Raw genomic sequence first — 20619 nt, 5'->3', positions numbered from 1 at the left:
CTGGGCGGCGGTTCTTTTTAGTGGACCAGACGGGAGTTGAACCCGTGTCCAAAAACCAATTCCCTGTTCTTCTACTATCATAGTCCGTTCTTTGACATTCCCTCTATCCTGCGGAAACGAACATCCTCAGAACTTCAGTAGTTCCTGATACGCCTGACAGTCCGGAACCCGCCTGTCATCGTTTCTCACATATTCGATGCCAGATTCTTAAAGTGTGAGTGCTCTAAGGCTGACAACTGCCAAATTAGGCAGCGTATGCTAATTTGTTGTTAGCGTTTAATTTTAAGTTTGCCATTTAACGCATCGCATGCGGATAGCTTCACCAGCTTCATGATCCCTGTCGAAACCGGTACTGGCCCTTATATTTATAGCCTTATTATCATACCATGAAAGAGGCGGTCTGTCAATGCAGTGAAAACTCAAGAGAAAAATATCTTGACAAAATAGAAACAGCTGATATAATCGAGACTGTAATGATGAACCAGAAACGGGTTTATCTATATAGAAAGAAAGTGTTGAGAAGACCAGTAGGATTGTGGAACTGGACAGAGAACGGCGTCGCAGGAAAAGCCTGAAATAACAGAGGCAGGTGGCTGTGGGTGGAAGCGTCGGACAGGAAAGCAAATCTGAATACCAGCTTTGAATGTCCCTTAATCGGGAACGGTGATTCCGTTATCATCAGAATGAAGTGGAATCGATCCGAAAGATCGATTCAATAAGGGTGGAACCGCGATTAATCGTCCCTTAGTCAGAAACATCTGGCTAAGGGACTTTTTGTTTCATAGGAAATTGCGTCCTATGAAACAAAAAACGCTCCGCGGGATGCGCACTCGCGCGAAGAAGCAACATGTCGCAGGCGATCGTGCTCGGCGCGAGAATGTGCCAAGACACATTCTTTCGTGGTTCTTCTGGTCAGGAAGCTTTTATTATTTCAGAACGAAAAGGAGAAAAAAGATGAAGATCACATTAAAAGATGGCTCTGTCAAAGAATATGCGAGCCCGATGTCCATCATCGACATTGCAAAAGACATCAGCGAAGGCCTGGCGAGAGTGGCATGTCTGGGTGAGGTTGACGGTAAGGAAGAAGATCTCCGTACCGTGATCGACCATGACTGTCAGTTAAATATCCTGACTGCAAAGGATGAGAAAGGTCTGGCAGCTCTGCGCCATACCGCCAGCCATGTAATGGCACAGGCTGTAAAACGCCTTTACCCGGAGACAAAACTTGCGATTGGACCGTCCATTGCAGACGGTTTCTACTATGATGTCGATCCGGCTACCCCTTTGACAGCAGAGGATTTGCCGAAGATCGAGGCAGAGATGAAGAAAATCATCAAAGAAGCACTTCCACTGGAGCGCTTTACTCTGCCGAGAAATGAAGCGATCGAGTTCATGAAGGAGAAAGAGGAGCCGTACAAGGTAGAATTAATCGAGGATCTGCCGGAGGATGCAGAGATTAGCTTCTACCGTCAGGGTGATTTTACTGACTTATGTGCAGGACCTCACATGATGAACACCAAGGGTGTTGGTAAGGCATTTAAGCTGATGAATCTGGCAGGCGCATACTGGAGAGGCAGCGAGAAGAACAAAATGCTGACCCGTATCTATGCGACCGCATTTGCAACCAAAGAGGATATGGAAGCATACATCACAATGATGGAAGAGGCAAAGAAACGTGACCATCGTAAACTGGGCAAAGAACTTGGCCTGTTCATGATGCACGATGCAGGTCCGGGCTTCCCGTTCTTCCTGCCGAAGGGCATGGTACTGAAAAATACCCTGCTTGATTACTGGAGAGAAATCCATAAAAAAGCTGGTTATGTAGAGATTTCCACTCCGATCATCCTGAATCGCAAGCTCTGGGAGACTTCCGGACACTGGGATCATTACAAAAACAACATGTATACAACTGTGATCGATGAAGAGGATTACGCAATTAAACCAATGAACTGTCCGGGCGGCGTTTTGGTATACGCTTCTGAGCCACGTTCCTACCGTGATCTGCCGCTGCGTATGGGTGAGCTTGGTATCGTTCATCGTCATGAGAAATCTGGTCAGCTTCATGGTCTGATGCGTGTACGCTGTTTCACACAGGATGATGCACATATCTTCATGACACCGGAGCAGATCAAGGACGAGATCAAGGGCGTTGTACACCTGATCAACCAGGTATATTCCCTGTTTGGGTTCAAATATCACGTAGAGCTGTCCACCCGACCGGAAGACAGCATGGGAAGTGATGAAGATTGGGAGATGGCAACCGAAGGCTTGCGTTCCGCTCTGGAAGAGCTGGGACTGCCGTATGTGGTAAACGAGGGCGATGGCGCATTCTATGGACCGAAGATCGACTTCCATCTGGAAGATTCTATCGGAAGAACCTGGCAGTGTGGTACCATCCAGCTTGACTTCCAGCTTCCACAGCGATTTGAATTAGAGTACACCGGAGCAGACGGCGAGAAACATCGTCCGATCATGATTCACCGTGTTGTATTTGGTTCCATCGAGCGTTTCATCGGTATCTTGATCGAGCACTTCGCGGGTGCATTCCCAACCTGGCTGGCACCGGTACAGGTAAAGATTCTTCCGATCTCTGACAAATACGCAGATTACAGCAAGGAAGTTCTGGACAAGCTGACCGAGGCTGGCATCCGTGCAGAGATGGATACACGTTCCGAGAAGATCGGCTACAAGATCCGCGAGGCACAGACCCAGAAGATCCCGTACATGCTGGTTGTTGGACAGAAAGAGGAAGAAGAGAAGACCGTTTCCGTCCGCAGCCGTTTTGCGGGTGACGAGGGCGCAAGCAGTGTAGAGAGCTTCATCGAGTCTATCCAGAAGGAGATCGAAGAGAAAAACCTGCGTGAGACTGTGAAAGCAGACGAAGCTAAATGATTTTGAAAAATTAAAAAATCAGGCAGACGCATCTGTGAGATAAAATCATGGATGCGTTTGTTTTAGTTTGCACGAATAAATCCAAAAAAGAAGCAGATACTACTCCTGAATCTAAAAACCAGTAACTGTTCACAGGCAGGAATTTTCTGAACTGAAAATTCCGTACGATACAGTTCTGGTTGCGGATTTTGTCGATTTGAAATGCGAAGTATCGGCAAAATCCCGTTACTGGTCATACATGTGTGAACAGCAACGAAAACCATGACACATTGAAAAGTGTATCGCTGAAAAGTTTGACGGCTGGATGCCGGAGGAGACTTTCGGTGATGCATGTCAGAAAACAGGAGGAAAAATCATGACAAAACTGGATTGTAGTGTAACCGGATGTATGCACAATGCAGAAAACTGCTGCTGTAAAAATACCATTCTGGTAGAAGGAAAGACAGCGCAGGATAAATGCGATACCTGCTGCGGCAGCTTCGACGAGAAGAAAGGCGGCACATTCCGCAACCTTTTTAAAACACCGGAGAGCCGTCTCGAAGTAGAGTGCGAGGCAACGAACTGTGTTTATAATACAGACCGCCGGTGCAGCGCGGAACACATCGGAATCACCGGAGGCAATGCGACGGTTTCTATGCAGACGGAATGTTCGAGTTTCCAGAAACGGTGACTCGGATGCGGTTTTCTTTTTAAATAGAAGAAAGCCTGCATAAGCATTCGAAATAAAAAATGCCGCCGGATATGGAAAATTCTGTCAGGAAGGAAGCAAAATCGGGCAGAGGTAATGATATCCGGCGGTAGTTTTTAGTATGTCCGTAAATGTATTTGCGTACGTTGGCGTCATTCGCGCAACACGTGAACCATATTTAAAAATCATTTGTAAATCTTCTCGAAAATCTTCTCAAAAATCTCGAAAAAACCGGTTGACATTCCAAAGAAACCATAGTATACTAACAAAAGTTGTGAGGAAACAACTTCACGAAGACAGGAAAGCAGGTTATCTACCTCACCTCAGCACGAGCAAGTGACTGTGGGTTCATAAATTTGAGAAATTTCCTATATTGGATTTCCTATTATGAGTAAGTGGATGGTCTGTACTGTTCACTTATTTTTTTTGACACTGAATCAACCAAAATCATCACATATCATGGGGGTGCACGACTATTAGCGAGTTAATGATTAACGAACAGATTAGAGACAGAGAGGTTCGTTTGATTGGCGAAAATGGAGAGCAGCTTGGAATCATGTCCGCAAAGGATGCTTACAAGTTAGCGAAAGAAGCGGAACTGGATTTAGTAAAGATTGCTCCGACTGCGAAGCCGCCGGTCTGCAAGATTATCGATTACGGTAAATACAGATACGAGCTTGCAAGAAAAGAAAAAGAAGCTAAGAAGAAACAGAAGGTAATCGAGATCAAGGAAGTTCGTCTTTCCCCGAATATCGATGAAAATGACCTGAATACCAAGATGAACAATGCGAGAAAATTCCTGGAAAAAGGCAATAAAGTAAAGGTTACACTTCGTTTCAGAGGTCGTGAGATGGCACATATGTCAAAGACAAAGTATATCCTTGACGATTTTGCAGAGAAGCTTGCCGATATCGCAGCCGTTGATAAACCGGCAAAAGTAGAAGGAAGAAGTATTGTACTGTTCCTTTCTGCGAAACGCTAGATATAAGGACATAACTATTATTAAGGAGGACTACACCATGCCTAAAATGAAAACAAGCAGAGCAGCTGCTAAACGTTTTAAAACAACCGGAACCGGAAAGTTAGTAAGAAATAAAGCTTACAAATCCCACATCTTAACTAAGAAATCTACAAAGAGAAAAAGAAATCTTAGAAAAGACATCGTTACTGATGCTACAAACAGCAAGGTAATGAAGAAGATTTTACCGTACTTATAAGATTCGAGGATTAAGAAGGAGGAAATAACCGATGGCAAGAGTAAAAGGCGGATTAAACGCTAAAAAGAAACACAATAGAGTATTAAAGCTGGCAAAGGGTTACAGAGGCGCACGTTCCAAACAGTACCGTGTAGCTAAGCAGTCCGTAATGAGAGCTCTTACAAGCTCCTACGCTGGTCGTAAAGAGAGAAAGAGACAGTTCAGACAGCTGTGGATCGCTCGTATCAACGCAGCAGCACGTATCAATGGTCTGTCCTACAGCAAGTTCATGTATGGCTTAAAGCAGGCTGGTGTTGAGATGAACCGCAAGATCCTTTCTGACATGGCTATCAACGATGCAGAAGGTTTCGCAAAACTGGCAGAGCTGGCTAAGTCCAAACTTGCGTAAGCAAAGAGCAGTGCGAAAAAAAGAGGCCACACACAGAAGCGTTGTGTTTACACAAAAGCAGCTGTGTGTGGCTTCTTTTTTTCATAGGGCGAATGCCCGACAGCGAGGAAAAACGAAGTTTTTTCGAGCTGCTGCACTGCGGACTAGAAAGACGTGACCAAGAAATTTTTTTCTCCAGCCGCCCCCACGCGGCGCAGAGGAAAGCTCCCTGACATCAGCAAAAATCACAACCCACTTTCCCACAATATAGAATTTACTTATGAAATTATATTAAAAAAACTATCCAGAAATCGGGAAACTTGTGGTATAATAGATAAAAATATGGCTGTGAATTATTTAATCAGCCAGGTCGCAGATAGTTGACTCATAATAAAAGTGTATTGGGAGGTATCTTTAGAATGGCAAATGAAAAGAAAAAGCCGGTTAAGATCGTGGAAACTGTCCTTCGTGACGCGCACCAGTCTCTGATTGCAACCAGAATGACAACGGAGCAGATGCTTCCGATCATCGGAAAGATGGATGAGGTTGGATACCATGCAGTAGAATGCTGGGGCGGAGCGACATTCGATGCCAGCCTTCGTTTCCTGAAGGAGGATCCGTGGGAGCGCCTTAGAAAGCTGAGAGATGGTTTTAAGAAGACAAAACTTCAGATGCTGTTCCGTGGACAGAATATTCTGGGTTATAACCACTATGCAGATGATGTGGTAGAATATTTCGTACAGAAATCAGTTGCCAATGGTATTGATATTATCCGTATTTTTGATTGTTTAAATGATATCCGCAACCTGGAGACAGCGGTAAAGGCAGCCAACAAAGAAAAAGCACACGCACAGATAGCGCTGAGCTATACACTGGGTGATGCATATACACTGGATTATTGGAAAGACATTGCAAAGAGAATCGAGGATATGGGCGCTGATTCCCTGTGTATCAAGGATATGGCAGGTCTTCTGACTCCGTATAATGCAGAGATCCTTGTAAAAGCACTGAAAGAGGCAGTTGATCTTCCGATTGATATCCATACGCATTACACCTCCGGCGTTGCAGCCATGACTTACTTAAAGGCAGTGGAAGCGGGCGCTGACATGATCGATACCGCGATGTCCCCATTCTCGATGGGAACGAGCCAGCCGGCGACCGAGGTTATGGTTGAGACCTTCAAAGGTACTCCGTATGATACCGGACTGGATCAGGAAAAACTGGCGGAGATCGCAGATTACTTCCGCCCGATGCGTGAGGAAGCGTTAAAGAGTGGTCTGATGAATACCAAGGTTCTGGGCGTTGACATCAATACCCTGCGTTATCAGGTTCCGGGCGGTATGCTTTCCAATCTGGTTTCCCAGCTGAAAGAAGCGCGCGCAGAGGATAAATACTACGATGTTCTGAAAGAGATCCCGAGAGTCCGCAAAGACTTCGGTGAGCCGCCGTTAGTTACTCCGTCTTCCCAGATCGTTGGTACGCAGGCTGTATTAAATGTCCTGATGGGCGAGCGCTACAAGATGTTCACAAAGGAATCCAAGAAACTTCTGATGGGCGAGTTCGGACAGACTGTAAAGCCGTTCGACAAAGAAGTTCAGAAGAAAGCAATCGGCGATGCAAAACCGATCACCTGTCGTCCGGCAGATCTGATCGAGCCGCAGCTTGAGAAGATTGAGGCGGAGATGAAGCAGTGGAAGCAGCAGGATGAGGATGTCCTGACTTATGCACTGTTCCCACAGGTAGCAAAAGAGTTCTTCGAGTCCCGTCCGGCAAAGAAACCGCCGGTTGAGAAACGCGAAATCCTGAAAGCGGCTGCACCGGAAGTAAAGAAAGCACCGGTGTCCACTGAGGAGATGGATGGAAACGGAATCAATACCTGGGCTGGAAGAAAAAGCGAGTCTTACCAGATCTAAGCTAAAAAGAATTTAAGGATTTTGAGCCAAAAGGAGTGCCAGAATCGGTAGAGTGTACCGGGTTGGCACTCCTTTTTATGCTACTATGCATTCAAAAATCATATATCCGGAAAACATTTCAAAGCCAACCTATACTGCTTCTAAAAATTAAGGAAATCTTACAATTTCGCGCAAAGGCCCCAAATTTTGCGAAGTTTTTTCGGTAAGGTTGACACATATGGTCTTTTTTCATTATAATAGATACGATTGTAAAAACGTGAAAAAGATGGAAAACAGTCGAGCGGCTGTCTGGAAATGCGGCGGCAGACAGAATAAGAATTCCGTTGCGGGGGATGAATTGCAGAAAACGCAGCAGAATGAGGAGATAGACGGATGAAAAAATGGAAGTTATTGGGGAAACGGGCGGCGGCGTTTCTGCTGGGCGCTGTGATGGCGGTCAACCCAGGGCTGGCAGGTACTGCAGCAGAGTCTTTGCTGGGGATCGTCAGCTATGCGGAAGAGAGAACCGCGTCGGTCAATGCGACAAACCTGAATGTCCGGAGTGGTCCGGGCACTTCGTATCAGGCACTAGCGAAGCTGTCCAAGGGCGCACCAGTTACAGTACTTGGTGAGCAGACGGGAACGGATGGCGTCGTATGGTATCAGATACGATATAGCGGAAGCGGCGGTGAGCAGACGGGGTATGTTTCGAGCAAATACATAAAGTTTCCGACTGCGATCAAATCGGATTCGGATTTTGAAAGCTATCTGACAAAGCAGGGATTTCCGGAGAGCTATAAACAGGGGCTCCGGGAATTGCATGCACAATATCCGAATTGGACGTTCACGGCGTTCCAGACAAATCTGGATTGGAACACAGCGTTGAAAAATGAAAGCGTGATCGGGCGGAACCTGGTTGCGAGCAGCAGCATTTCGTCCTGGAAATCGACCGAGACAGGTGCGTATGACTGGGGAACCGGAACCTGGCCGGGCTTTGACGGAAGCTCCTGGGTACAGGCGTCTTCGGATATTATCGCCTATTATATGGATCCGCGGAATTTCTTAAATGATAAATATATTTACCAGTTCATGAAACAGTCGTTTGACAGTTCGCTTCACACGAAGACGGGGCTGCAGAACATGGTGAGCGGAACATTCCTTTCCGGCACGGTGTCGGGCGGATCGTCGGTATCGGCCGGTACGGGAAGCGGTTCAGGAAGCTCTTCTTCCGGTTCAGCGACGGGACCGGGAAGTTCGTCAGGTTCGAGCGGAAGCAGCGCCGGTCTGTCGTCTCCGATTGCTTCGATCAGCGATCATAAGACGGAGCGGGTGGCAGCGACCAATGGACCGGGCATGGCGGGAGATGGATTTTCTTCCAACAATGCAGACGGGGAGACGGCGCCGGTCAGCAGCGGCACATCGAATAAGTCATCGGGGACAACCAGCAGCACGGCTGGAACCACCAGTGGCAGTACAAGCGCACCAGGAAGCAGCACAACTGGAACAACTTCTGGTTCAACCAGCAGCGGAAGAACAAGTGCACCGGGAAGTGGCACTTCCAGCAGTTCGGGAACTTCCACGGGAGTGGCGCAGCAGTCTGCAATCGGTACTTCCTATGTAGATATCATCATGAATGCGGCATCCGAATCGGGAGTCAATCCATATATTCTGGCGTCGATGATTCTGCAGGAACAGGGCAGCCAGGGAACCGGACGCAGTATTTCCGGAACGGTGTCCGGCTATCAGGGATATTATAACTTCTTTAATATAGAGGCATATCAGTCCGGCTCGATGAGTGCGGTAGAACGCGGACTCTGGTGGGCATCCCAGTCGGGAAGCTATCTGCGCCCGTGGAACAGCATCGAGAAATCGATCCGCGGCGGTTCGGTTTATTATGGCGAGAATTATGTGAAAAAAGGGCAGGATACGCTGTACTTAAAGAAATTTAATGTGCAGGGCAGCAACCTTTATAAACACCAGTACATGACGAACGTGCAGGCGGCAGCTGCCGAAGGACTGACGCTTTCGAAGATCACGGCATTGGCAAATACAACACTTGAGTTCTCGATTCCGGTGTATAAAAATATGCCGGCGGGCGCCTGCGTCAAACCGACGCTGGACGGCAGCCCGAACAACAAGCTGTCGGCGCTGGGTGTCGATGGATTTGCACTGACACCGACCTTTAACCGAGATACAGAGTCCTACGATCTGATCGTGGATCCGTCGGTGGCAAGCGTGACGGTAGCAGCGAGCGCGATTGATTCCAAGGCAACGATTGCCGGAACGGGAACGGTCGATCTGCAGAGCGGTGTCAATGAGATCACCGTGACGGTCAAAGCGGCAAATGGAAATCTGCGAAATTACGTCCTTCACGTAGTGCGCCAGTCAGGCGGTCCGACCTACTCAAGCTCGATTGGAAGCGGCGTTTCCTCTGGAAGCAGCTCTAGCGGTCCAGCGACGGGACCGGGCATGTCTTCAGGAAGCAGTTCAGGAAATTCTTCCTCCGGCGGTTCGGATGTGCAGATTGTCGGTCCGACCTCTTCGGGAAGCAGTTCAGGAAGCTCTCCTTCCGGGCAGTCTGCACCGGGATCGAATGTGAATGGATTTGGGAGCGGCAGTTCCGGAACCCTGATTGCACCAAATGGGGAGTCTGTCGGGAGCGCCGGCAGTCCGCAGGGGAGCCAGTCGCCGACCAGCGCGGCGGTACCATCCCAGTCCACATCGGGAACGCATGCGGCATCGTTGGTGCGCGGGGATGTCAACGGCGACGGTAAGCTGAACATCATGGATATCCTGCTGGCACAGCGGTCGATACTGGGACTTGGAAAGTTAAGAGCGGAAGAAATCGCGCGCGCCGACCTCAATGGAAATGGAAAAGTAGATATTTTGGATGTTCTTCTGATGCAGAAGAAGATTCTGGGACTGTAGGGATATTTCACGTACCTGCGGCTGGTCTTGAGAGATGGCAGCGGGTACGTGAAAATTTGTAAAGAAAGGGAACGGTGCAGATATGGGACCGTTACCAATAAAGAATATAGGACAGGGCAGTTGAATGAAAAGGTTTAAAAATATCATATTAGGTATACTTGTGGCAGGTATGCTGACGGTGGCGGCGCCGGTTGGTGGGATCAGCGCCTATGCATCCAGCGCAAAAATTTCATTTTCCGATCCGAGTGCGACGGTGGGGCAGGAGTTCAGCGTCAATGTGAAGATCTCCTCTCAGGATGGAAATCTAGGGGCATCCGACGTGGTACTTTCCTATGATCCGTCGGTCATTGAGTTTGTGAGCGGAAATAACGCAAGCGGCGGTGCAGGTTCCGTCCGCCTGGTTGGAACGATGGATTCCAATTCGACGAAGGCATTTTCCTATACGCTGAAATTCAAGGCAGTGCAGGCGGGAAATACGTCGATCTCTGTGGGAAGTTATGAAGTCTATGACTCAGATGCACAGGCAGTCACAGTTTCTAAAACGGGAACGGCGAGCGTCAAAGTAAAAGCACCGGCAACCTCCTCGGCGGAAGCGGCGCTTTCGTCCTTGAAGATTTCTCCAGGAACACTTTCCCCTGCATTTTCGCCAAATGTGACTTCCTATACGGCGCAGGTAGGAGCCAGCGTCGATAAGCTGGCGGTCAGCGCGAGTGCGAAGGACAGCAAGGCGAAAGTCCTTGTCAGCGGTGATTCCGGCTTAAAGGTAGGTGCTAATACCGTTGTCTGCAAGGTGACGGCGGAGGATGGACAGACAACTAAGAGCTACACGATCACAGTCAATAAGCTCGATACGGTCGATGTGCCGTCAGAGGCGGAGACAGGGGCTGAAACAGAGGCAGTTGGGACAACGCCGGTTGTGAAAAACGGGCTGGATGTGGAAATAGACGGCGTTTCCTATACGGTGGCGACGGAATTTGATGCCTCCCTGCTTCCGGAAGGATATACGCAGTCTACCTGTACTTATGGCGGTTCAGAGGTCCAGTGTGGAAATGGCAATGACCTGACGCTTTTGTATTTGCAGGGTGCCGATGGAAATGGTGCATTTTATATTTATATACCGGAATCCGGTGTGTTATCGCCGTATGTGACGATCGATGTGACAGCAAAGTCGATTCTGGTGCTTCCACCGGATGAGTCGGTTCAGATTCCGGATGGATTTATGGAGACGACCATTCAGTTAAACGGCACGTATAAAGTGCAGGGTTGGGTGTGGAAGAGCGATGAACAGCAGAAGTATTGTGTCGTATATGGTATGAATGAGAGCGGCGAGAAGTCGCTGTATCGGTATGATATTGCAGAAAAGACCTTCCAACGATATTTTGAAGACCCGTCTCTGGCAACTAAATACGATGATGCACAAGTGGAAGAGATTGTAGATAAGTACAACGCACTTTGCAGGGATTATAATATTCGCTTTGTCATGCTTGCGGTTCTGGGCGTAGCGTGTGTAATCTTGTTCTTTATCGTGATCAATCTTCTGCTCAAGCGGAAAGAGTGGAGAGAGGAAGCGCAGGCAGCCGGAGGCAGACAGAGGTCCAAGCGTCGTCCGTCATCGCCGAATGCACGACCGGCGGCAGACGCACGGGTGAAACGAGGCACTGGGCGCGACAAGAGAGAAGATGGGGAAATGATGCCGGCAAGACCGGCAGCGCGGAGTGAGAAGGAGCGCATGGCAGCGGATGACAGACGCCGCCCGTCCGCAGAGCGGATGGAGGAAGGGCGGCGGAGTGCGCGCCGAACCCAAGAGACGCTGGAGACAAGACCGGTCCGCCGGGAGCGGGAAGAGGAGCGCGAGACGCCGCCGGTCCGCCGGACAAGGGATGAGGGGCACGCGTCCCAGCCGGTTCGCCGGGAGCGGAGTATGGAGGCAGCAGCATCGGCAGACCGCGCAAAACGGATGCCGGAGGAAAGACGCCGCCGGGAAGCAGGAAGCGAAAATCGTTCCGAACGCGTCCGTAGAGAAATGCCAGAAGAAAGCAGTCCGGCTTGTGTCCGCAGAGAGGCATCAGAAGAAGAACGTCTGCAGCGCACCCGCAGAGATGCGGCAGAGGAAAGCCGTACTGAGCGTCCTCGCAGAACTTCGGCAGACGGAAGCCGTGCAGAGCGGGAACGCCAGGCAGTGGCAGAAAGCCGACGCACAGAACGGGAACGTGCCGTTTCAGCAAAAGAAAGCCGCCTGCAGCGCGATTACACGCCTGCATCGGCGCATCGTGCGGCGAAAGAGTCTGCAGCATCGGGAGAACGCCGGAATGCGCGCCCGGCGATTTATGTGCGCCCGGCATCCCGCTCGGAGCTTTACTACACGCTGGAACGGGAGGAATACGGTGATCGCCCAACGAGATATGAGTCGGAATCAGAGCGATCCAGACGCGCCCGCGAGGCAAAAGCCCGGTTAGAGCGGGATCGGCGTGATGAGGATGGATTTGAGTATATCGACGATCCGCAGTAAATAAAAGAGGAAAAGATGGATATCTGTCCAGGAGATTTCTGGCGGGTATCTGTCTTTTCTTTTATATCGATTTTTTTGTAACAAGTTCACGTTACTGTTCACGCATACGTGCCCAGTAACGGAATTTGCCGTGGCTTCGCATTTAAATACGGCAAATTCCTGCTGCGACCACGTTTTCTTACGGCACTTTCAGTTCCAAAAGTGCCTATCCGTGATCAGTAACAAGTTCACACAATTAACACAGTTTTACAGTTGACGAAAACATCTGTTTGTTATACAATCTATATAACAAATGATAAAACAGGCGGCTGACTGTATTTAGAAACGGGGTCTGCCGTCAGAATGAAAGATGGTGGAGTATGATTGTAGAGATTGATTTTAACAGTGAGGAAGCGCTTTATATTCAGCTCATAAACCAGATCATCATCGGGATTGCAACCGACCAGATCCGGGAGGGCGATACGCTGCCATCCGTGCGCCAGTTAGCGGATAACATCGGAATTAACATGCACACGGTCAACAAGGCATATTCTGTACTGAAACAGGAAGGTTTTCTGCGTGTGGACCGCCGCCGCGGGGCAGTGATTGCACTTGATACGGATAAGATGCGGACGATCTCGGAGATGCGCCGGGATCTCAGTGTAATTCTGGCAAGAGGTGTCTGTAAAAATGTGAGCCGCGAGGAGGTTCACAATCTGGTGGATTCCATTTATGACGCATTTACAGCGGAATAGCAGGTTCCGGCTGCGGGCGATGATTTTTGTGTATTGGAACCGTTGCGGGATGTGTATGTTGGGAGGATAAATTATGCTGTGTGAGAAATGTGGGATTCGCGAAGCGAATATTAAATATACAGAAGTGTTTAACGGCGTCAAGACAGAGCATAATCTCTGCGCCCAGTGCGCGAAAGAGATGGATCTGGGACCGTACTCGGCACTGATTGAGGGAGAATTTCCGCTTGGAAAACTGCTTTCGAGCCTTTTGGGACTGACGGATGCGTCTGCCAGCCAGGCACCGAAAGAGGATGTGGTATGCCCGACCTGCGGCACAACGTATGAAGAATTTATCAAGAACAGCCGTTTCGGATGCGCGGACTGTTATCATGTGTTTGATCCGTTGCTTGGAGAGAAAATTAAGAAATTGCAGGAAAATTCGAGCCATACCGGCAAACATCCGAAGATCCAGCCGCGCAGTCAGGCGGCTGCAGAGGTGACGAAGAAAGGAGAACTGGAATTCAGCCCGGAAGAGCAGATTAAGCAGCTGAAACGCAGGCTGGAAGCGGCGTTGCAGGAAGAAGACTATGAGACGGCTGCTGCCTGCCGAGATAAGATACACAGTCTGGAAGGAGAGATGAGACATGACGAAATGGTTTGAGGAAGTGGCGAATGATGCGTCCAATATCGTTTCCAGCCGGGTGCGTCTGTCTCGGAACTGGGAAGAATATAAATTTCCGAGCCGTCTGGAGCCGGATGAGGCGCGGACGATGATCGCCCGTTTAAAACAGAATTTCCGCGATCTGGGTGACCGGGACGGTCAGTTTTATGAATATGAAGATCTAGAATTGATGGAGAAGCTTGACCGCACCGCATTGCGGGAACGGCGGCTTTTAAACCGCACGCTGGCGGAGAAGACGACGCCGGGCGGGATCCTCTGTTCGGAGGATGAGCGGGTCAGCATGGTATTAAATGCGGACGATCATATCCGTTTACAGGTGCTGGCATCGGGACTCGATCTGCAAGAATGTTATGCAAAAGCGGATGCGCTGGATGATTATATCAACGAGAAGATTCCGTATGCATTCAATGAGAAATATGGATATCTGACGTCCTATCCGACGAATGTCGGAACAGCAATGAAGGCGTCTGTGGTCGTGCATCTGCCGTCTCTGACGATGAATAAGAAATTTCAGGAACTTCTGGGCGATATGGGACGTTTCGGCACGACCGTGCGCGGCGTTTATGGCAGAGGCAATGAAAACTATGGCGATCTGTACGAGGTAGTCAATCAGAAGACACTCGGCATCACCGAGCAGGAGATTCTGGAGCTGGTAGCCAACGTGGCGGGGCAGCTTTCGGCGCAGGAAAATCAGTTCCGCGAGGTTTCTCTGTCGAGGCACCGCCTGGAGCGGGAGGATGAGGCGTACAAGTCCTACGGCGTTCTGAAATATGCGCGCCGGATGACGCTCAAGGAAGCGATGACATTTCTATCTCATGTCTGGGCGGGCATCGCGGACGGGCTGTTAAAACCGGCAGAATTTGTGAGCATTTACCGCCTGATGATCGGCATCCAGCCGGCAAACTTACAGAAACGTTCGAGCAAGCCGCTGGGACGTGAGGAATTGGAGGCAGAGCGGGCGCGGTATCTGCGGGAGGAACTGCCGAAGCTGGTGTAAAGTAAAAAGAAACAGGAGGAACAGTAAAATGATCGATCGTTTTACTCAGAAAGCCAGAGAAGCGATCCGTCTGGCAGTCGAGACAGCGCAGGAGCTGGAACACGGCTATGTGGGGACGGAGCATCTGCTTTTAGGACTGATAAAAGAGGAAACTGGCGTGGCGGCAGCGGTTCTGGCAGAACATGATGTGACAGAAGAGCGTGTCATGGAACTGATGGAGCGTCTGATAAGCCCGGCAGTGGCGACTCAGGTAGAGGGACAGATTGAGTATACGCCGGGGGCGCGCGCCGTGCTGCAGGCGAGTTATGATGAGGCGGTTTTTTTCAAAGCGCCTCTGATTGGAACGGAGCACATCCTGATTGCTATCATCAAGGATGGAAAATCAACTGCGTGCCGTTTACTCAATACAATGAATGTTAATATTCAGAAATTATATGTGGATCTGATGGGGGCTATGGGCGATGACGCGCCGTCCGAGGCAGCGGAAGATGCGGCAGCAGGACGGGTGCGCCCGGAGAAAGGCAATACACCGAATCTGGACAATTTCAGCCGGGATCTGACCCAGATGGCGCGGGACGGAAAGCTCGATCCAGTCATCGGCAGGGAACGGGAAATGAAACGTGTTATTCAGATTTTAAGCCGCCGGACGAAGAATAATCCGTGCCTGATCGGGGAACCAGGCGTCGGAAAGACGGCGGTTGTGGAAGGTCTGGCACAGTTCATTGTTTCCGGCAATGTACCGGAGACGATCGCGAAAAAGCGGGTTGTCAGTCTCGATTTGTCCGGCATGGTCGCAGGATCCAAGTACCGCGGTGAGTTCGAAGAGCGGATTAAGAAGGTACTTGCCGAGGTGCGGGAGAGTGGAAATGTGCTCTTGTTTATTGACGAGATTCACACGATCATCGGCGCAGGCGGCGCGGAGGGCGCGATCGATGCCTCTAATATCCTGAAACCGTCGCTGGCGAGGGGCGAGATTCAGCTCATTGGTGCGACGACGCTGGAAGAATACCGCAAATACATCGAAAAAGATGCGGCCTTGGAACGCCGGTTTCAGCCGGTTATGGTGGATGAGCCGACGGAGGCGGAATCCATTGAGATTTTGAAGGGGCTTCGCAGCCGCTATGAGGAACATCACAAGGTGACGATCCAGGATGAGGCACTGGTGGCAGCGGTGCGCCTGTCTGCCCGCTATATCAATGACCGTTTCCTGCCGGACAAGGCGATCGATCTGATCGATGAAGCATCCTCGAAGCTGCGTCTGACTGTATATACGGAGCCGGAGGAGATCAAAAAGCTCGAAGCGGAGATCAAAAAACTCGAAGGTCAGAAGGAAGAGGCGATCAAGGCTGAAGCCTATGAGAAAGCCGGTGAGATCAAGAAGAAGCAGCAGAAAAAGCAGGAAAAGATTGAAAAGATTCGTGAAAAATGGGAAAAAGAGAAAAATTCACGCAAGTTAGTGGTCGGTGAAAATGAGATTGCGGACATTGTTTCTGACTGGACGAAGATCCCGGTTCGCAAGCTGGCAGAAGAAGAGTCAGAGCGGCTGTTGAAACTGGAGTCCATTCTGCATGAGCGCGTGGTCGGACAGGAGGAAGCTGTATCCGCCGTGGCGCGTGCGATCCGCCGTGGTCGTGTGGGACTCAAGGATCCGAAGCGGCCGATCGGTTCGTTTCTGTTCCTGGGGCCGACGGGTGTCGGAAAAACAGAGCTTTCCAAGGCACTCTCGGAGGCGATGTTTGGCACGGAAAATGCGATGATCCGCGTTGATATGTCGGAGTACATGGAGAAACACAGCGTTTCCAAGATGATCGGTTCGCCGCCAGGATATGTTGGCTACGAGGAGGGCGGACAGCTCAGCGAGAAGGTGCGTCGCAATCCATATTCGGTTATTCTCTTTGATGAGATTGAAAAAGCGCATCCGGATGTATTTAACATTCTGCTGCAGATCCTCGATGACGGACACATTACGGACGCACAGGGACGGAAGGTGGATTTCAAGAACACGATTCTGATTATGACCTCCAATGCGGGCGCTGAAAATATTATTTCCCCGAAGCGGCTTGGATTCTCGTCGGAGAGCGGTGAGAAAGCGGATTATGCGTTTATGAAAGAGCGCGTGATGGAGGAAGTGCGCCGGATGTTTAAACCGGAGTTTTTAAACCGAATCGATGAGATTTTAGTATTCCATCCTCTGACGAAGGAGAATATCAAGACGATCGCGGGCATTCTGCTGCGCGGCATCAAGAAAAGGACGGAGGATCAGCTTGGAATGACGCTCACGATCACAGATGATGCGATCGATTTCCTGGCAGACAAGGGATATGATTCCAAATATGGTGCAAGACCGTTGCGCCGGACGATCCAGACGCAGATCGAGGATCAGCTTTCTGAGAAGATCCTGGAAGGCACGATCCGGAAAAAAACAGAGGTTCGGATTGAAAAAGATGGCGATCAGCTGAAATTTGAGACGGTCTAAAGGGCTGGAAGCGAAAAGACTGGTAAACCCGGTCGAAGTGTGTTAAAATGATACTACTGAGTAACTGTGTAAGTGCGGAGCAGTTGCGATATTGATTAAAAGGATACTAGGAGGATAAAGCATTATGCCAGTAGTTAGCGAGTTAATCCGCATCGAGGATGACGGAACCATCAGTTTTGGCAATTATATGTTAGCAGCAAAGTCCAAGCTGCAGGATTTTGAATTTCAGGGCGATCTTTATAAGGTAAAAACATTCGGCGAGATTACCAAGCTGGAGCGCAACGGAATGTTCGTATATGAGTCGGTACCGGGCACGGCAGTCAATCATTTCCAGGCGGGAGATACTTCCGTACAGTTTTCGGTTGAGGGCGAGAAGGATGCTCAGATTACCATTCAGTTAGAGGATGAGCGTGAGTATGAGGTATATGTAGACGGCGTATCGGTCGGCGGCATGAAGACCAACGTCAGTGGCAAACTGGTACTGAGCGTGGAGCTGAACCCGGGCAAGGCAACCGCAATCCGGATTGAAGCCAGATAAGGAAAAGAAAAACAAAACGTTACGTACAAGTTACAATGCATGAGATGAAAGCTGCTGCATGGCAGGAATGGCGGGCGTGTGCGCCGGAAGCCGGTTTCCGCCATGCAGCAGCTTTTTGTGTAATAAGAAATATGAGAAGAAGTGTTTGGAAAGGAATCAGCATGGCAAAGGCAAAATCAACGGGATTTTTCTGCAGGGAATGCGGTTATGAATCTTCCAAATGGATGGGGCAGTGCCCGGCGTGTAAGGCGTGGAATACGATGGTGGAAGCGCCGTCCGCACCGGCATCATCCGGTACGGCAGCAGGGCGGTATGCGGCAGCGGCTTCGCTGACGGCGGCACCGGGGAAACGGGCTGGCGCGCAGGCAAAGCCGGTCAGCTTAGATGAAATTGAGCTTTCCGATACGGATCGGACGAGAACTGGATTTGCAGAACTTGACCGGGTGCTTGGAAGCGGCGTGGTGCGTGGCTCCCTGGTGTTGGTCGGCGGAGATCCGGGAATCGGAAAATCAACCCTGCTTCTGCAGGTCTGCCGGAACCTGGCAGGACAGGAACAAAAGGTTTTATACGTCTCCGGCGAGGAGTCATTAAAACAGATCAAACTGCGGGCAAGCCGGATCGGGACGGTGCGCGGACCACTTTCGTTCTTGAGTGAGACGAACCTGGATACGATCGCGGAGGTGATCCGGGAAGTACGCCCGGATGTGGTCGTGATCGACTCGATCCAGACCATGTTTATCGAGGCGGCAGGTTCTGCACCGGGCAGTGTCAGCCAGGTAAGAGAGTGCACCGGCGTCCTGATGCAGCTCGCAAAAGGACTGGGTGTGACAGTCTTTATCGTCGGTCATGTGACGAAAGAGGGCGTTGTGGCGGGACCGCGTATGCTGGAACATATGGTCGATACAGTGCTATATTTTGAGGGCGATCGCCATGCGTCCTACCGGATTCTGCGGGGAGTGAAGAACCGTTTCGGTTCGACCAATGAGATCGGCGTGTTTGAGATGCGGGAGGAAGGACTGGCGGAGGTGCCGAATCCATCCGAATTTATGCTGGAAGGGCGCCCGGCGGAGGCATCCGGTGCGGTGACTGCCTGCTCGATGGAGGGAACCCGCCCGATTCTTCTGGAAGTGCAGGCGCTGGTGTCAAAGACGAATTTCGGACTGCCGCGGCGGACGGCAGCGGGCGTCGATTACAACCGTGTGAACCTGCTCATGGCAGTGTTGGAAAAACGATGCCGTTATGCCCTGTCCGGGTACGATGCGTATGTCAACATTGCAGGCGGCATGAAGATGAACGAGCCGGCGCTTGATCTTGCGATCGTGATGGCGCTGATTTCCAGCTATAAAGACCGTCCGCTGGATGAGAAAACGATCGTATTTGGCGAGGTCGGACTCTCCGGAGAGGTGCGCGCCGTCTCGATGGCAGAGCAGAGAGTCCATGAGGCAGTCAAGATGGGATTTACAAGATGCATTCTTCCGATGGTCAATGTCAGTAAATTGAAACCAAGGTCGGATATCCGGCTGGAAGGGGTGGCAAATGTGCGGGAGGCGATTGGGCTGCTGTAGGTTGCTTGGATTTTGGGAAAATTTAAGAAAAATAATATTAGCGTAATGTGAGTAACAGCAAATTTGTCTCAGTGGGAGTTAGGTCTCCGACTGAGATAAACGCTCCGCGAGGATGCGCAGTGATTCTGATAGGAATATGTCAGCTTCTCTGACCAGAATCACGCGTCAAGTCTCACGGACGTTCGACTTGAATGTTTAAAAAAACAAAAAACGCCAATGACTCATCTCTGAATCACTGACGCCTTTAGAAGCAGGGGAAGAGGGATTCGAACCCCCATTAACGGTTTTGGAGACCGTTGCTCTGCCATTGAACTATTCCCCTTCGCTGCTGACTCAGTTATGATATCATAGCCATAACGAAAAGTCAACAATTTTTTTATAATTTTTCATTTTTTTTGATTTAATATATTTTTTTCCATTTATTAAGTATCATTCATCATTTTATATGGAAACTAGAGATCAGGATAATTTGGTAAAAGAGAATTTGTGTGCTCATGCTGGGTGGAAAATCACAATGAATATTTAGTTCAACTGCCCAAAACCAATCCGTCAAACCATTTGATGTATATAAATAATGACAATATATCATGAAATGAATACGATGATAGTTCTAGACGTCGGAATATTTTACTAAGAAATACTCTGCTTTTTTGGTAAAAATCATGTATTAAAAATATGCGGTATAAAAGAAATCAAATTGACATTCGACAAAAATCATGCTATAAACACTGAATAAATCTTTATGGTTTTAAATGTGCCTAAAAAACGGAGGAAAAAATTCTGTTGGTACATTCAGGAAAAAGGAGTTGTTTATTATGAAACAGAGAAAAATTATGCTGAAAACGATAGAAGATGCAAAGAAATTTGTCAATGCTTCTATGAAATGCGATTTTGATATTGATGTTTTTTATAACCGTGTTGTCATTGACGCCAAGTCGATTCTGGGAGTTATGAGCCTGGATCTGACACAGATTCTGACCGTTGAGTACATGGGCGAGGATGCAGAGTATGAGGCGTTTCTTGACACGATGGAAGCGAACAATGTGACAGCGGCATAAAAGGGCTGGAAGGCTGGTTCAAGCGGAACATAGATATCATAGATATTTTGGAAGGATATGTATGACCCGAATCGGTATGATGAAAGAAAAGTTGATA

15 protein-coding genes, 1 tRNA gene and 1 other RNA gene are annotated in these 20619 nt (G+C 49.5%); 15 read left to right on the top strand and 2 right to left on the bottom strand.

Features of this window, described 5'->3' with window-relative positions; genetic code table 11:
* Positions 1–18: 18 nt before the first annotated feature.
* Positions 19–359: a transfer-messenger RNA gene (ssrA, locus tag DW739_RS03000) on the bottom strand.
* Between the two features lie 595 nt (positions 360–954).
* Here ssrA and thrS point away from each other — a divergent pair.
* From thrS to radA, 14 genes are all read left to right on the top strand, one after another.
* Positions 955–2892: a threonine--tRNA ligase gene (gene thrS / locus DW739_RS02995; protein ID WP_118742591.1), complete on the top strand. Its 1938-nt coding sequence runs from the start codon at positions 955–957 to the stop codon at positions 2890–2892.
* Positions 2893–3247: 355 nt separating this feature from the next.
* Positions 3248–3562, top strand: coding sequence for a DUF1540 domain-containing protein (locus DW739_RS02990; protein ID WP_107000017.1), 315 nt, complete (start codon positions 3248–3250; stop codon positions 3560–3562).
* Positions 3563–4067: 505 nt separating this feature from the next.
* A complete protein-coding gene (gene infC / locus DW739_RS02985) occupies positions 4068–4562 on the top strand; it encodes a translation initiation factor IF-3 (protein WP_107000016.1) in 495 nt (164 codons plus the stop codon).
* Positions 4563–4599: 37 nt separating this feature from the next.
* Positions 4600–4797, top strand: coding sequence for a 50S ribosomal protein L35 (gene rpmI / locus DW739_RS02980; RefSeq protein WP_022358435.1), 198 nt, complete (start codon positions 4600–4602; stop codon positions 4795–4797).
* Between the two features lie 31 nt (positions 4798–4828).
* Positions 4829–5185: a 50S ribosomal protein L20 gene (gene rplT / locus DW739_RS02975; RefSeq protein WP_022358436.1), complete on the top strand. Its 357-nt coding sequence runs from the start codon at positions 4829–4831 to the stop codon at positions 5183–5185.
* A gap of 398 nt (positions 5186–5583) precedes the next feature.
* Positions 5584–7077 (top strand): oxaloacetate decarboxylase subunit alpha, encoded by a 1494-nt coding sequence (locus DW739_RS02970; protein WP_118468732.1) that lies wholly within the window; start codon positions 5584–5586, stop codon positions 7075–7077.
* A 372-nt stretch (positions 7078–7449) separates the two neighbouring features.
* Positions 7450–9984 carry an SH3 domain-containing protein gene (locus tag DW739_RS02965; protein ID WP_118742590.1) on the top strand — a complete coding sequence of 845 codons (2535 nt, stop codon included), beginning with the start codon at positions 7450–7452 and terminating at the stop codon, positions 9982–9984.
* 124 nt (positions 9985–10108) lie between these two features.
* Positions 10109–12493 (top strand): cadherin-like beta sandwich domain-containing protein, encoded by a 2385-nt coding sequence (locus DW739_RS02960; RefSeq protein WP_118742589.1) that lies wholly within the window; start codon positions 10109–10111, stop codon positions 12491–12493.
* Between the two features lie 359 nt (positions 12494–12852).
* On the top strand, positions 12853–13227 hold the full coding sequence (locus DW739_RS02955; RefSeq protein ID WP_022359631.1) for a GntR family transcriptional regulator: 375 nt from the start codon (positions 12853–12855) through the stop codon (positions 13225–13227).
* Positions 13228–13300: 73 nt separating this feature from the next.
* Positions 13301–13867, top strand: a complete 567-nt coding sequence (locus DW739_RS02950) for a UvrB/UvrC motif-containing protein (protein WP_107000012.1) — start codon at positions 13301–13303, stop codon at positions 13865–13867.
* The gene (locus tag DW739_RS02945) at positions 13851–14885 is read left to right on the top strand and encodes an ATP--guanido phosphotransferase (RefSeq protein WP_107000011.1); all 1035 of its coding nucleotides are present in this window, start codon (positions 13851–13853) and stop codon (positions 14883–14885) included. The genes DW739_RS02950 and DW739_RS02945 overlap by 17 nt, the downstream gene beginning before the upstream one ends.
* Positions 14886–14913: 28 nt before the next feature.
* Positions 14914–17361: an ATP-dependent Clp protease ATP-binding subunit gene (locus DW739_RS02940; protein WP_118472749.1), complete on the top strand. Its 2448-nt coding sequence runs from the start codon at positions 14914–14916 to the stop codon at positions 17359–17361.
* Positions 17362–17485: 124 nt separating this feature from the next.
* Entirely contained in the window at positions 17486–17899 is a 414-nt protein-coding gene (locus tag DW739_RS02935) for a hypothetical protein (RefSeq protein ID WP_022359635.1), read from the top strand.
* Between the two features lie 161 nt (positions 17900–18060).
* Positions 18061–19464, top strand: a complete 1404-nt coding sequence (gene radA, locus DW739_RS02930) for a DNA repair protein RadA (RefSeq protein WP_118491158.1) — start codon at positions 18061–18063, stop codon at positions 19462–19464.
* A gap of 251 nt (positions 19465–19715) precedes the next feature.
* Here the strand turns inward: radA and DW739_RS02925 are convergent.
* A tRNA-Trp gene (locus tag DW739_RS02925) sits at positions 19716–19786 on the bottom strand.
* A gap of 493 nt (positions 19787–20279) precedes the next feature.
* Between DW739_RS02925 and DW739_RS02920 the strand changes: the two genes are divergently transcribed.
* The gene (locus DW739_RS02920; RefSeq protein ID WP_118472750.1) at positions 20280–20522 is read left to right on the top strand and encodes an HPr family phosphocarrier protein; all 243 of its coding nucleotides are present in this window, start codon (positions 20280–20282) and stop codon (positions 20520–20522) included.
* The last annotated feature ends 97 nt before the right edge of the window (positions 20523–20619 follow it).

Origin of the sequence: Clostridium sp. AM28-20LB, from assembly GCF_003480665.1 — a bacterium.
GTDB classification, from domain to species: Bacteria; Bacillota; Clostridia; order Lachnospirales; family Lachnospiraceae; genus Otoolea; species Otoolea fessa.
This window is presented reverse-complemented; position numbering and strand designations above follow the sequence as displayed.